The following is a 14438-nucleotide window of genomic DNA, read 5'->3' on the forward strand; positions in this document are numbered from 1 at the left end:
CATTAAAAGATCGCAGCCTGCGGCAGCTCCTACGGTGGATTGCAATTACCCTGTAGGAGCTGCCGCAGGCTGCGATCTTTTGACTCTCAGCGGTAAAAGATCGAATACCCGATCTGCCCCACCGCCTCGTTCAGCAACTGACCCGATCGCCAGATCGATTTGAACGTCGGCATCCAGCCGCCCAGCGGCTCGGCGTTGTCGGTGCCTAAAAAGCCCACCGGTGCCGGCACCACGGTGAAACCCGACCGCTCGAAACTCCAGACGCTGCGCGGCATATGCCAGGCTTGCGTCACCACCACGACCCGCTTCAACCCCAAAGGCTCCAGCATTTCGGCGGTGAATTGGGCGTTTTCCCACGTGGTGAGACTGCGCCCTTCCTGCCAACGAACCGTGACACCAAAATCATCCTGCAACGAATCGGCCATCATCTTTGCTTCGGTCGGTGGCGTGCCGTAATGCAGACCACCACTGGTCAGCACGGGCAAACCCGACGCCTTGGCCAGCCGTGCCGCATAACGCTCACGCTCCAGCGCCACGCCGGTCGGTTGATCGGAGCCCCAGGCAAGGTCACCACGTTCGCGTCCCGCCCCCAGCACCACGATCACATCCGCGCGCTCGGCCAGGGTCGCCCATTCGCTACGGACCAGCGCTGGTTCACGCTCAAGAGCCTTGGCGCCCCACTGAACGACGACCGGCAAACTCATCAACCAGAATCCACCCAGACCCAAGGCAAAACACAGCCCTGCAAGGCGCGGTCTTGAGCGGCGCAACCACCAGGCGAGCGCAAGCAACAGCAAGAAAATACCGGGCGGCAGCAGAAGTTGTTTAACGAAATAACGAAAAGGCATCGAGCATCTCCAAAGATGCCCGAAGCCTAAGTGGGTTGAAGCAAAGCGACAACTAAGATGGAAGACCTTTTATTCAAAAAGCCATCATGGGTGACTTCATGCGCCCGCACAGGGCAACAAACACTTGCCTGATCACTTACTTGACCCGCAGGGACCGGACCTTTACCGCGTCTCTGCCGGGTAGCTTGTCTTTCAACCAGATAATTTTGGCCGAACGAGGGGCGTCCTTGTGCTTCACTGCTTCTGACAAGCATCCTTGCGCCTCGCATTCACTACGGTCCAGATAAGCCTTGATCAGTTCGAACTCTGCACGGCTCAATCCGCGAAGTTCCAGCTCAACCGGACGCTCATCGCGCAACCGGCCCGCTGTCTTTACGGCATCCAGGGCTAGCCCCAGGCGCTCTATCAGCTTCTCGTACAACTCTGGCTTAGTTACTTTTCGTTGTGACTCAACCATCCCTCACCTCATTGAAGATAAGACTCACTCCCCAACTAGAGCTTAGCTTCGCTGTGCAATCCGTTCTGGTGCCGCGACCAACGGCCCTCGGGCCTGTTGACATTGGGTGGCGAGCGGCGTGGCCTTGCGCCACGCGGGCATCCGTCGCGGCCACCACCCAACCTCAACAGACCCTGCGCGCGCAATCAGGGTTTCCCTCGGTAGAGCGCGGTCATGTATGCTACGGCGCTTCCTGTAACTCCACTTCCAGCTCGGCTGGGCATCGAAAACGCCACTTTTGGCGTCATCAGCGTCCAGCGTTGCATTGAAGAGGATTAGGCCACCCCTATTCAGTTCAAAAGTAGCCATGCACGAACAATATCAGCCCCGTGAAATCGAAGCCGCCGCCCAGTCGTTCTGGGACGAGCAAAAGTCCTTTGAAGTCAGTGAACAGCCAGGCAAGGAGACTTTCTACTGCCTGTCGATGTTCCCTTACCCCAGCGGCAAGCTACACATGGGGCACGTGCGCAACTACACCATCGGCGACGTGATCTCCCGCTATCAGCGCATGCAAGGCAAAAACGTCCTGCAACCCATGGGTTGGGACGCTTTCGGCATGCCAGCGGAAAACGCCGCGATGAAGAACAACGTCGCGCCGGCCAAATGGACCTACGAAAACATCGCCTACATGAAAACCCAGCTGCGCAGCCTGGGTCTGGCGGTCGACTGGTCGCGCGAAGTCACCACCTGCAAGCCTGATTACTACCGCTGGGAACAATGGCTGTTCACTCGCCTGTTCGAAAAAGGCGTGATCTACCGTAAAAACGGCACCGTGAACTGGGACCCGGTCGACCAGACCGTTCTGGCCAACGAGCAGGTGATCGACGGGCGCGGCTGGCGCTCCGGCGCGCTGATCGAAAAACGCGAAATCCCGATGTACTACTTCAAGATCACCGCCTACGCGGATGAACTGCTGGAGAGTCTCGACGACCTGCCGGGCTGGCCCGAGCAAGTCAAAACCATGCAGCGCAACTGGATTGGCAAATCCCGCGGCATGGAAGTGCAGTTCCCGTACAACGTCGACTCGATCGGCGAAGCGGGCACACTGAAAGTCTTCACTACCCGTCCGGATACCCTGATGGGCGCAACCTATGTTGCCGTGGCTGCCGAGCACCATCTGGCGACCCTGGCCGCACAGAACAACCCTGAGCTGCAAGCGTTCATCGCGCAATGCAAAGGCGGTAGCGTGGCCGAAGCCGACGTTGCCACCCAGGAGAAAAAAGGCCTGCCGACCTCGCTGTTCGTCGAGCACCCGCTGACCGGCGAAAAACTGCCGGTATGGGTCGCCAACTACGTGCTGATGCACTACGGCGATGGCGCGGTCATGGCGGTACCGGCGCACGACGAGCGTGATTTCGAGTTCGCCACCAAGTACGACCTGCCGATCAAGTCCGTGGTGCGCACCAGCGCAGGCGACGAGAACCCGGCTCCGTGGCAGGACGCCTATGGCGAATACGGCACGCTGATCAATTCCGGTGAATTCGACGGTCTGGACTTCGCTGGCGCGTTCGACGCCATGGAAGTCGCCCTGATCAAGAAAAATCTCGGCGCCTCGCGCACCCAGTTCCGCCTGCGCGACTGGGGTATCAGCCGTCAGCGCTACTGGGGTTGCCCGATCCCGATCATCCACTGCGATACCTGCGGTGACGTGCCGGTGCCGGAAGATCAACTGCCTGTCGTGCTGCCGGAAGACGTCGTGCCCGATGGCGCCGGTTCGCCATTGGCGCGCATGCCCGAGTTCTACGAATGCGCTTGCCCGAAATGCGGTGCGCCTGCCAAGCGTGAAACCGACACCATGGACACCTTTGTCGAGTCCTCCTGGTACTACGCCCGTTATGCCTCGCCGCATTACGAAGGCGGCCTGGTAGACCCGGCCGCGGCCAACCACTGGTTGCCGGTCGATCAGTACATCGGCGGTATCGAACACGCGATCCTGCACCTGCTTTATGCGCGCTTCTTCCACAAACTGATGCGCGACGAAGGTCTGGTCAGCTCCAACGAGCCGTTCAAGAACCTGCTGACCCAGGGCATGGTGATCGCCGAGACTTACTATCGTCGTGAAGCCAACGGCGCTTATACCTGGTTCAACCCGGCGGACGTCGAACTGGAGCGCGACAGCAAGGCCAAGATCATTGGCGCCAAGCTGATCAGCGATGGCCTGCCCGTCGAAATCGGCGGCACCGAGAAGATGGCCAAGTCGAAGAACAATGGCGTTGACCCGCAGTCGATGATCGACCAGTACGGTGCCGACACCTGCCGCCTGTTCATGATGTTTGCCTCGCCACCGGATATGAGCCTGGAATGGTCCGACTCCGGCGTCGAAGGCTCGCACCGTTTCCTCAAGCGCGTCTGGCGCCTGGCTCAGGCCCACGTTGGTCAGGGCCTGCCGGGCAAGCTGGACATCGGCACACTGAACGATGAGCAGAAAGCCATTCGTCGCTCGATTCACCTGGCGATCAAGCAAGCCAGCCAGGATGTCGGCCAGCATCACAAATTCAACACCGCCATCGCCCAGGTGATGACGCTGATGAACGTGCTGGAAAAAGCCCCGCAAGGTACCGAACAGGATCGCGCGCTGATTCACGAAGGCCTGGAAACCATTACCCTGTTGCTGGCGCCCATTACGCCGCACATCAGCCATGAACTGTGGCATCAACTGGGTCACACCGATCCGGTGATCGATGCCGGCTGGCCGGTTCTGGACGACAGCGCACTGGTTCAGGACAGCCTGCAACTGGTTATTCAGGTCAACGGCAAGCTGCGCGGCCAGATCGAAATGCCGGCCAGTGCCAGCCGCGAAGAAGTTGAAGCTGCCGCACGGGCCAATGAAAACGTGCTGCGCTTCGTCGATGGCCTGACTATTCGTAAAGTGATTGTAGTGCCCGGAAAACTGGTCAATATCGTCGCTAGCTAATTGGATCAGGCGCCAGATCGTGCATCTGGCGCCGAATAGAACCTTTCGGGTCGCACCGTCGGCCCACATGGTTTCAAGGGGAACAACAAGATGATCAAACGCAATTTGCTGGTGATGGGCCTCGCTGTACTGTTGAGCGCCTGCGGCTTCCAGCTGCGCGGTACCGGCACCACCGAACTGGCGATCAAGGAACTGGACCTGAGCGCACGTAACGCCTATGGCGAAACCGTGACGTTGATGCGCCAGGTGCTGGAAAGCAGCGGCGTCAAAGTCTATGCCGGAGCACCTTACAAGCTGGTATTCACTGACGAACAGGAAAGCCAGCGCAGCCTCAGCTACTCCGGCGGCGGCCATTCGGCCGAGTATGAGCTGACCAACGTGCTGAACTATCAAATCGTGGGCCACAACAACCTGTCCCTGCTCGATGACAAACTGAAGGTGCAGAAGGTCTACATGCACGACGGTAGCAACCTGACAGGCTCTGACCAGGAAGCAGCCGAAGTGCGCAAGGAAATGCGTCGTGATCTGGTGCAACGCATGATTCTGCGCCTGCAACAGCTCACTCCGGCTCAGCTTGAGCAATTGCAGCAAACCGCTGACGCTCGTGCCAAGGCAGAAGCCGCCGCATTGGACGCAGCACGTAAAGCTGAAGCGAACACTCCGCGTCAGTCACCGATGCAAGTGCCGACCGAGTAAGTCGTACGGGGCGTTCCGGCGCCCCGTTCGCCCCGCCTTATGAAACTAGCCCCCGCCCAGCTCGGCAAACACCTGCAAGGCGCCCTTGCGCCCGTTTACATCATCAGTGGCGATGACCCACTGCTGTGTCAGGAAGCTGCCGACGCCATCCGCTCTGCTGCCCGCCAGCAAGGTTTTGACGAACGCCAGGTGTTCAGCGCAGATGCCAGTTTCGATTGGGGTACGCTGCTGCAAGCCGGCGCCAGCATGTCGTTGTTCGCTGAAAAACGCGTGCTGGAGTTGCGTTTGCCATCCGGTAAACCCGGCGACAAAGGCGCCGCCGCGCTGATGGAATATTGCTCGCGTCCGGCCGAAGACACCTTGTTGCTGATCAGCCTGCCAAAGCTTGACGGCAGCGCGCAAAAAACCAAGTGGGGCAAGGCGCTGGTCGAAGGCCCTCAGACCCAGTTCGTGCAAATCTGGCCGGTGGATGCCAACCAGCTGCCGCAATGGATTCGTCAGCGTCTGTCCCAGGCCGGCCTCGCCGCCAGCCAGGACGCCGTCGAACTGATCGCCGCACGCGTGGAAGGCAACCTGCTGGCGGCCGCCCAGGAAATCGAAAAGCTCAAGCTGATGGCCGAAGGTGGTCAGATAACGGTCGAAACCGTACAAGCGGCGGTCGCCGACAGTGCGCGCTTCGATGTTTTCGGGCTGACCGATGCCATACTTAACGGTGAAGCCGCCCACGCGCTGCGCATGCTGGAAGGCTTGCGCGGCGAAGGCGTCGAACCACCGGTGATTCTTTGGGCACTGGCCCGGGAGCTTCGGCTACTGGCCAACCTGTCGCTGCAATACAGCCAGGGCGTACCGCTGGACAAGGCCTTCAGCCAGGCCCGACCGCCCATCTGGGACAAGCGCAAGCCCCTGATGAGCAAAGCCCTGCAACGCCATTCGGCGCAGCGCTGGGCGCAACTGCTGCTCGATGCCCAGCGGATCGACGCACAAATCAAGGGTCAGGCCGCAGGTTCGCCGTGGATGAGCCTCAGTCGTTTGTCATTGTTGATGGCCGGCCAGCGCCTGGCGTTGCCCGCAGAGTAAATCTTTGGACCGTATAACGGCCATCGCGAGCAAGCTCGCTCCCACAGGGATAGTGCAAACTCTTGTGGGAGCGAGCTTGCTCGCGATGACGGCTGAATGGTCCTACACATCGTAGGGCTAGACAGAACCCCGACTTCGGCCGATGATCTGCCGCGCGAAAACCACTCAACGAGAGAAACGCCCATGAGCAAACACAAGCGGCCCAACAAGGCCAAATCCATCGTCGCCCAGCCACTGTTCCGCAGCCGTCAGGAACAACCCGGCAAGGGCAAAGGCAGCTACCGCCGCGAAGCCTTCCAGTCTAAAAGCTGGGAGGCTTCTTACTTTCTGGCGGCATAAAGCTTCAACATAACCCCGCTCCCCCTTGGCATGATAAGGTCTGCACCTGATTTGTATTCTCTGGACCTGTGCATGCCCCTTTGTCTTTCCCGTCGTTGGCACCTGCGCCAACTGATTGCTGCTTCCAGCCTTGTTCTGCTTGTCGCCTGCGCGGAAAAACCCACCGCTGCCGACGCGCAACCGCTTCAGACCGCCCCCGTAGCAACCGCCCCGGCCATCATTCCTCCGGTAGTGCCCGATGGCGACAACCTCGATATCCAGCCGACCCAGACGTTCGACGAATGGGAAGCCGGTTTTCGCAAGGATGCCCTCGCCGCCGGTATCCGCCCGGATGTATTCGACCGCGCCTTTGCCGGCGTCACGCCAGACATGAGCGTGATCCGCGCCGACCGCAGCCAACCGGAGTTCACCCGTCCGGTGTGGGAGTACCTCGATAGCGCGCTGTCTGCCGCGCGCGTGCGCAAAGGCCAGGCACTGCTGAGCCAATACGCCGACACCTTGACTACCATCGAGCAGCGCTATGGCGTTGATCGCCAGGCACTCGTTGCGGTCTGGGGCATGGAAAGCAACTTTGGCAGTTTCCAGGGCGACAAATCGGTGATCCGCTCGCTGGCGACCCTGGCCTACGAAGGCCGCCGCCCAGACTTCGCCCACGCACAATTGCTGGCCGCGCTGCAAATTCTGCAACAAGGTGATATCACGCCCGAGAAGATGCTCGGTTCCTGGGCCGGCGCCATGGGCCAGACCCAATTCATCCCGACCACCTACCTCACCCACGCGGTAGATTTTGATGGCACCGGTCGCCGCGATATCTGGGGCAGCCCGACTGACGCATTGGCCTCCACCGCCCATTACCTGCAAAGCTCCGGCTGGCAAAAAGGCCAGCCCTGGGGCTTCGAAGTGCAACTGGCGAGCGGTTTCGACTACTCGCTGGCTGACGGTTCGATTCGCAAAAGCGTTTCCGAGTGGATGCAACTGGGTTTGAAACTGCCGAACGGCGCCAGGATTGCACCCGGCTCCGAGCAACTGTCAGCCGCCCTGCTGCTGCCAGCCGGTTATCGCGGCCCGGCCTTTCTGATCTTCGACAACTTCCGCGCGGTCCTCAAGTACAACAATTCGTCGTCCTATGCATTGGCGGTAAATCTGTTGTCCGAGCGCTTCACCGGAGCGGGTCTGATCAGCGGCGAATGGCCGAAGGATGACCTTCCGTTGAGCCGTTCCGAGCGAATCGAACTACAGAGTTTGCTGAGTGCCAACAACTATGACGCGGGTAATGCCGACGGGATCATCGGCGCCAACACCCGCAAGGCTATTCGCAGCGCCCAGCAGTCGTTTGGCTGGCCAGCAGATGGCTACCCGACGCACAAGTTGCTGGAAGGTTTGCGTAACCGCTAGTCAGCCGTATGGCGGATGCCGCCTTCGCGAGCAAGCTCGCTCCCACAGGTGACCGAGTTCCTTCATGGAAATACGGCCGAATGTGGGAGCGAGCTTGCTCGCGATGACTGACTATCAGGCAACCAGGATCTAACGCCTGAACACCACATCCTGCTCCAGCCACAGCTCCTTGCTCCCCGCATCCAGCCTCACCAACGCCCCCATCGGCAGCGTCAGGTTCGGGTCGCAATGACCACTGCGCCAGCCAGCGAGCACAGGAATGCGCAACGGCTCGAAGGTTTGCTTGAGCAACGTCGCCAATGCATCGCTGTCCACTCCTGCCACATCCCCCACCAGAATCCCACGCAGCATGTTCAGCTTGCCAGCCAGGCGCAGATGGGTCAGCAACCGGTCGATGCGATACAACGGCTCGTTGATGTCCTCGATGAACAGAATGATCCCGTCGGCATCGATTTCGAAAGGCGTGCCCAGGGTCGCGGCAATCATCGACAGATTACCGCCCAGCAAACGCCCATGAGCGATGCCTGGCTCGATCGTGACCAAAGGGTACGCCACCGGGTGCGCCAACAGGCTTCCAGCGCTCAACTGGCCCCTGAGCAGGCCGAACAACGAAGACTCAGTAGGTTGTTGCTTGTTCCCCAGCAGGTCGGCGTTGAGCATCGGCCCGTGAAAGGTCACGAACCCCGCATAACGGCTGATGGCCAGGTGCAGTGCAGTAATGTCGCTGTAGCCGACAAACGGCTTGGCATTGCGTCGCAGCAGTTCGAAGTCGATCCGGTCCAGCAAGCGCGGGCTGCCGTAACCGCCGCGCAGACAGATAATGGCATCGATGGCCGGATCGCTAAACGCATCATGCAGATCCGCCAGGCGAACGTCGTCACTGCCGGCAAGGTAGCCATCGCTCTCAAGGACGCCCGGGAAGATCCGCAGTGAATACCCCCGCGAACGCATCCATTGAAAAGCCTTTTCGGTATCCAGTGCCGCCGGTCCAGCCGGCGCAATCACGCCGATCAGCCCTTCGGCGGGTAATGCCGGAACCAGCGCGTGTTCAGAAACTAGAGGGGTCGAGCGAGTGGTCATCCGTGATTCTCCCTGTGTGAATGCTTCAACACACAGTAGTCAGGAACGGGGATAAACAGAAGAGGATCAGTTGCCCCGCAGAGTGCAGGAAAAAACTGAACGTGACGTGGCACTGAGGCCAACGCCCGAAAACTAAAATGCCCGCAAGGCGTGAGCCTTGCGGGCATTGCGGGTCAGGACGACATCAATTCGGCCTTGACCAGTTTCGCCTGCTCGTCGGCGTGATACGAGGAACGTACCAGCGGGCCGGAGGCGACGTTCTTGAAGCCCATCTTGTAACCTTCCTCGGCGAACCAGGCGAAGGTGTCCGGGTGCACGAAACGCTGCACCGGCAAGTGACTGCGCGACGGTTGCAGGTACTGACCCAGGGTCAGCATGTCGATGTCGTGTTCGCGCATGCGCTTCATGACTTCGATGACTTCTTCGTCGGTTTCGCCCAGACCCAGCATCAAACCGGACTTGGTCGGAATGTGCGGCATCATCTGCTTGAATTTCTGCAGCAGGGTCAGCGACCACTGGTAGTCCGAACCCGGACGCGCAGCCTTGTACAGGCGCGGCACGGTTTCCAGGTTGTGGTTGAACACATCCGGCGGCTCGGCGGCGGTGATGGCCAGCGCCACGTCCATCCGGCCACGGTAGTCCGGGACCAGGGTCTCGAGTTGCACGTTCGGCGACAGCTTGCGGATTTCACGGATGCAATCGGCAAAGTGCTGGGCACCGCCGTCACGCAGGTCATCGCGGTCTACCGAGGTGATCACCACGTACTTCAGTTTCAGGTCGGCGATGGCGATGGCCAGGCTTTCCGGCTCGTTGACATCCAATGGCTTCGGACGACCGTGGCCAACATCGCAGAACGGGCAGCGACGGGTGCAGATGTCGCCCATGATCATGAAGGTCGCGGTGCCACCGGAGAAGCATTCGCCGAGGTTCGGGCAGGAAGCTTCTTCGCAAACGCTGTGCAGCTTGTGTTTGCGCAGCAGGGCCTTGATACGGTCGACTTCCGGGGAAACCGGGATGCGCACGCGAATCCAGTCAGGCTTTTTCGGCAATTCGGTGGTCGGAATGATCTTCACCGGGATACGCGCTACCTTTTCGGCGCCGCGCAGCTTTACGCCAGCTTCCACTTTGGCACGCGGGGCCGGGCGCTCGGTAACATCCAGCGTCGGGATCATGGTTTGCACAGCGTCTTGCGCAGTAGTCATATCAGTCGATTCCGCCCGTTAGGGTCGTCTGCTCAGCATAGTCGAGGTGTTTGACGAGCTGCGCACGCAGCCGGGCACTTACCTCGGCAAATTCAATCGGTCCGGTGTGATCGCGCAGCTGGGTCATGGCCAGCCCGGCGTATCCACAGGGGTTAATCCGGCGAAACGGCTCCAGGTCCATATCCACGTTCAAGGCCAGGCCATGAAAGGAGCAACCGTGGCGGATCCGCAGACCCAGTGAAGCGATTTTTGCACCGTTGACGTAGACGCCCGGCGCATCGGGCTTGGCCACAGCGGTGACGCCGTAGCTGGCCAGCAGCTCGATCAGGCACTGCTCCATCCGGCTGACCAGATCGCGCACGCCGAAACCCAGCTTGCGTACGTCCAGCAGCAGATAAGCCACCAACTGACCCGGGCCGTGGTAAGTCACTTGACCACCACGGTCGACCTGCACCACCGGAATATCGCCGGGAAGCAGTAGATGCTCAGCCTTGCCGGCCTGGCCCTGGGTGAAAACCGGCGGGTGCTCGACCAGCCAGATCTCATCGGCGCGGTCGCTGCCACGCTCGTTGGTGAACCGTTGCATGGCATGCCAGACCGGCTCGTAAGCCAGCTGGCCGAGCTCGCGAAAGCCAAGCGGTTCGGACATCACAACACCATGTGCACGAAACCGGTGGCCCGCAACTCGCTGTTGATGTCGTACAGCTGCTCTTGACCGGTAGCAATGATGTGCAACTGGATGGTCGTGTACTTGCCATTGGTACTCTGACGCTCGGCCAGGGTCTTGTGGTCTACGGTGGCGTGCTTCTCAAGGATCGCGATGATCTTGTCCTTGAAGCCCACACCGGTGTCGCCGATCACCTTGATCGGGTAATCCGCGCAGGGGAATTCGATCTTTGGCGCCTTTACTTCTGTGTCTGTCATGGCGTAACGGCCTCGTAAGCCGTGGCAACGGACATGGCCCCGCTCCGGATCGGGACGGGACCATGCAGGTCCACACTAAATTCAGTTGAACAAGCCGTAGAAGAATAGACGGATGCTATCCCACATGCGGCGGAAGATACCACCTTCGTCGACCGCGTCCAGAGCGATCAGGTTGGCGCTGTGCACCACCTTGTCGTCCAGCTTCACTTCGACTTTACCAATCACGTCGCCCTTGGCGATCGGTGCGACCAGTTGCGGGTTCATGGTCATGCTGGCAGCGAGCTTTTTCAGCTGGCCTTTTGGCAAGGTCATGGTCAGGTCTTCAGCCAGGCCGGCTTTGACCTGATGGGTGGTGCCCTTCCAGACTGGAGCCTGAGCCAGCTCGGCGCCTTTCTGATAGAAGGTCTGGGTTTCGAAGAAGCGGAAACCGTAGGTCAGCAGCTTTTGGGTTTCAGCGGCGCGAGCGCTTTCGCTGTTGGTGCCGAACACCACGGCGATCAGGCGCATGCCGTCACGTACCGCCGAGGACACCATGCAATAGCCGGCTTCTTCGGTGTGACCGGTTTTCAGACCGTCAACGGTCTTGTCACGCCACAGCAGCAGGTTGCGGTTCGGTTGCTTGATGCCGTTCCAGAAGAACTCTTTCTGCGAGTAGATCGCATAGTGAGCCGGGTCTTCGTGGATGATCGCGCGCGCCAGAACGGCCATGTCGTGAGCCGTGGAATAGTGCTCAGGGTTTGGCAGACCGGTCGGGTTCATGAAGTGACTGTTGGCCATGCCCAGATCGGCAACGGTCTTGTTCATGAGATCGGCGAACGCGTCTTCGCTGCCGGCGATGTGCTCGGAGAGCGCGACACTGGCGTCGTTGCCCGACTGGATGATGATGCCGTGCAGCAGGTCGCTGACCGTTACCTGCGAACCCACCTTGATGAACATCCGCGAACCGCCGGTACGCCAGGCGTTTTCGCTGACGGTCACCGGATCGTTTTCACCGATCTGGCCGCGACGGATTTCCAGGGTCGCAATGTACGCCGTCATCAGCTTGGTCAAGCTGGCTGGCGGCAGACGCTGGTCACCGTTGTTCTCGACCAGCACGTTGCCGCTGCTGGCGTCCATGAGCACGTAGGCTTTAGCGGCCAGTTGCGGTGGCGACGGCATCATCTCGGCCGCAAAAGCGGCGGGCGAGAGGAGCAGCGGGACTAGCAGGCACAGGCGTTTGGCAAAGGTGGTGATGTTCATCCGTCTCTCGAAATCGCTAATGGAAACTGCCCTGAGGGCAAAACTAATCAGACAATCATTCAGGCAGAACCTGACGATTGTCGCGTGTTCAGTTGTTCACTCTCTAACCCTTGCCGGGCTTTTGTTGTTCGACGAGCCAACAACTCAGGTTCGCCCCCCAAACCGCAAGCGAACCTTGAATCAGGAATTACTTATTCGGCAGTCACCAGGCTCGGCGAACCGAGATTGGCCAGACGCACGCTGTTTTGCACTTGGGTGATTTCACCCTGCGAACCGATTGGCCCCAGGCGAACCCGATGCAGCGTCTGTTGATTGCGCACGATCGAGCTGATGAACACCGGAGCGCTCACCATCCCGCTCAGCTTCGATCTCAGGAGTTCTGCAGCGTCCGGGTTGGCGAACGCGCCCACCTGCAGATACTGGCCAGAGGCTGGTACAGAAGCGTTTTTTTTTGTATCGATCTGCACCGGCACAACGGCCGCGGCGTGTTGCTGCGGCGGTGGCGTCCATTGCTCGACGGTGCCGGCCGAAGCCGTAATCACCGGTGCGCTATTTTGCGCGACTTGTGGCTCATTGAGCATCAACGGTGCTGGCCGGCCTTTTGCCGCCCACCACTCTTGCGGGTCGATGCCTTCAACCTTGACCCGTGCAGTACCAATCTCGGCATACCCGAGTTTCTTGGCTGCCGCGTAGGACAAGTCGATGATGCGATCCGAATAGAACGGCCCACGGTCGTTGACCCGCAGGATCACGCTCTTGTTGTTGTCCAGGTTGGTCACCCGAACGTAACTCGGTAACGGTAGAGTCTTGTGTGCGGCACTCATGCCGTACAGGTCATACACTTCACCGTTGGCGGTGTTCTGACCATGAAACTTGGTGCCGTACCAGGACGCCGTGCCCGAAGCGACATAGCGCTTGGATTCGGCCAGCGGAAAGTAGGTCTTGCCCAGCACGGTATACGGGTTGGCCTTGTACGGGCCGGTGTGCAGGGTCGGCGTGGCGTCGGGAATGCGCGAGATGTCCACATCCCACCACGGCGCACCGTCTTTATGGGCACGGTTGATATCCAGGCCCGGCGTAGCGCGTACCGCGGTCGTGTATTTCTGTTGCGGCGCACGGCTGGTCGAACAGCTGACCACGAGCAACGACAAAGCGGCGAAAGCCAGCAGCTTCAGGGGTTTGCGGATTGGCGATGCCAGCATTACTTGACGCCCCGTGCTTGGACCAGCATTTCAGACAACTGATGTACCGCCATGGCGTACATCACGCTGCGGTTATAACGCGTAATCGCGTAAAAATTCTTCAGACCCATCCAGTATTCTGGACCATTGTCACCTTCCAGGCGGAAAGCGGTGACCGGCATATCATCGCGCAGCGCATCATGACTCGACCAGCCCAACGCCCGCAACTCCCCGACGGTTTTCGTCGGCTCGATACCGGTGGTCAAACCGTCGTCGACCTGATCGCCGCGCACATCGGCCCGGCTGACCACCGGTTGACCGGCCTCCCAGCCGTGACGCTTGAAATAGCTGGCAACGCTGCCGATGGCATCGTCCGGGTTGGTCCAGATGTTGATGTGGCCATTACCGTCGAAATCCACCGCATAGGCACGAAAACTGCTCGGCATGAACTGCGGCAAACCCATCGCACCGGCGTACGAGCCCTTGAGCGTCAGCGGGTCGAGCTGCTCTTCGCGGGCCAGCAGCAGGAACTCGCGCAATTCCTTACGGAAAAACTCAGCACGTGGAGGGTAGTCGAAACTGAGGGTCGACAAGGCGTCGATCACCCGATAATTGCCGGTATTTCGGCCGAAAAAGGTTTCAACGCCGATGATCGAGACGATTACCTGAGCCGGAACACCGTATTCCTGCTCGGCGCGGGCCAGCGCCGCTTCGTGTTGACGCCAGAAGTCCACGCCCCGGGCTATCCGCGCATCGGTCAGGAACATCGGGCGATATTCCTTCCATTGCTTGACCCGCTCGGCAGGTTTGGAGATCGCGTCGAGAATCGATTGTTTGCGCTCGGCTTCGCGGAACACGCCCATCAGCTGTTCGCCAGCGAAACCATAGTCGCGGGTCATTTCACCGACGAATTCAGCCACTTGGGGCGAGCCTTCATAATCGCCGGCCAGCGCTTCCTGCGCTGCACCAAGGATGCTTACCAGGCTGACCCACGGAGCGTATCGAGTCGCCCAGCCACGCATTACTTGCATTGAAATCTTCACCTTA

General features: G+C 59.9%; 14 protein-coding genes. 5 read left to right on the plus strand and 9 right to left on the minus strand.

The window, feature by feature from the left end:
- Positions 1 to 86: 86 nt before the first annotated feature.
- Positions 87 to 848 carry a YdcF family protein gene (locus AC1RKH_RS17665; protein ID WP_493184048.1) on the minus strand — a complete coding sequence of 254 codons (762 nt, stop codon included), beginning with the start codon at positions 846 to 848 and terminating at the stop codon, positions 87 to 89.
- Positions 849 to 984: 136 nt separating this feature from the next.
- A complete protein-coding gene (locus tag AC1RKH_RS17670; protein ID WP_123423511.1) occupies positions 985 to 1305 on the minus strand; it encodes a hypothetical protein in 321 nt (106 codons plus the stop codon).
- Positions 1306 to 1651: 346 nt separating this feature from the next.
- Here AC1RKH_RS17670 and leuS point away from each other — a divergent pair, with 346 nt between their 5' ends.
- The 5 genes from leuS to AC1RKH_RS17695 all read left to right on the plus strand — a co-directional run bounded on the left by leuS (position 1652) and on the right by AC1RKH_RS17695 (position 7765).
- Entirely contained in the window at positions 1652 to 4258 is a 2607-nt protein-coding gene (gene leuS / locus AC1RKH_RS17675) for a leucine--tRNA ligase (RefSeq protein ID WP_493063568.1), read from the plus strand.
- A 90-nt stretch (positions 4259 to 4348) separates the two neighbouring features.
- On the plus strand, positions 4349 to 4954 hold the full coding sequence (locus AC1RKH_RS17680) for an LPS-assembly lipoprotein LptE (protein ID WP_493063567.1): 606 nt from the start codon (positions 4349 to 4351) through the stop codon (positions 4952 to 4954).
- A 39-nt stretch (positions 4955 to 4993) separates the two neighbouring features.
- Positions 4994 to 6031, plus strand: a complete 1038-nt coding sequence (holA, locus tag AC1RKH_RS17685; protein ID WP_493063566.1) for a DNA polymerase III subunit delta — start codon at positions 4994 to 4996, stop codon at positions 6029 to 6031.
- A 183-nt stretch (positions 6032 to 6214) separates the two neighbouring features.
- On the plus strand, positions 6215 to 6370 hold the full coding sequence (gene arfA, locus AC1RKH_RS17690; protein ID WP_019693801.1) for an alternative ribosome rescue factor ArfA: 156 nt from the start codon (positions 6215 to 6217) through the stop codon (positions 6368 to 6370).
- A gap of 72 nt (positions 6371 to 6442) precedes the next feature.
- Positions 6443 to 7765: a lytic murein transglycosylase gene (locus AC1RKH_RS17695; protein WP_493063565.1), complete on the plus strand. Its 1323-nt coding sequence runs from the start codon at positions 6443 to 6445 to the stop codon at positions 7763 to 7765.
- 129 nt (positions 7766 to 7894) lie between these two features.
- Here AC1RKH_RS17695 and AC1RKH_RS17700 read toward each other — a convergent pair whose 3' ends face one another.
- From AC1RKH_RS17700 to mltB, 7 genes are all read right to left on the minus strand, one after another.
- Positions 7895 to 8845: a S66 peptidase family protein gene (locus tag AC1RKH_RS17700; protein ID WP_493063564.1), complete on the minus strand. Its 951-nt coding sequence runs from the start codon at positions 8843 to 8845 to the stop codon at positions 7895 to 7897.
- 173 nt (positions 8846 to 9018) lie between these two features.
- Positions 9019 to 10017, minus strand: coding sequence for a lipoyl synthase (gene lipA / locus AC1RKH_RS17705; protein WP_162491279.1), 999 nt, complete (start codon positions 10015 to 10017; stop codon positions 9019 to 9021).
- Between the two features lie 31 nt (positions 10018 to 10048).
- On the minus strand, positions 10049 to 10696 hold the full coding sequence (lipB, locus tag AC1RKH_RS17710; protein ID WP_123423505.1) for a lipoyl(octanoyl) transferase LipB: 648 nt from the start codon (positions 10694 to 10696) through the stop codon (positions 10049 to 10051).
- Positions 10696 to 10971 (minus strand): DUF493 domain-containing protein, encoded by a 276-nt coding sequence (locus AC1RKH_RS17715; RefSeq protein WP_008152827.1) that lies wholly within the window; start codon positions 10969 to 10971, stop codon positions 10696 to 10698. Before AC1RKH_RS17715 ends, lipB begins: the two co-directional genes overlap by 1 nt.
- 81 nt (positions 10972 to 11052) lie before the next feature.
- Entirely contained in the window at positions 11053 to 12210 is a 1158-nt protein-coding gene (locus AC1RKH_RS17720; protein ID WP_123423504.1) for a D-alanyl-D-alanine carboxypeptidase family protein, read from the minus strand.
- Positions 12211 to 12401: 191 nt separating this feature from the next.
- A complete protein-coding gene (locus AC1RKH_RS17725) occupies positions 12402 to 13412 on the minus strand; it encodes a septal ring lytic transglycosylase RlpA family protein (protein ID WP_493063563.1) in 1011 nt (336 codons plus the stop codon).
- Positions 13412 to 14422 (minus strand): lytic murein transglycosylase B, encoded by a 1011-nt coding sequence (gene mltB / locus AC1RKH_RS17730; RefSeq protein ID WP_123423502.1) that lies wholly within the window; start codon positions 14420 to 14422, stop codon positions 13412 to 13414. The genes AC1RKH_RS17725 and mltB overlap by 1 nt, the downstream gene beginning before the upstream one ends.
- Positions 14423 to 14438: the final 16 nt, after the last annotated feature.

The sequence above is a fragment of the Pseudomonas sp. GW822-FHT06B12 genome (genome assembly GCF_058799675.1).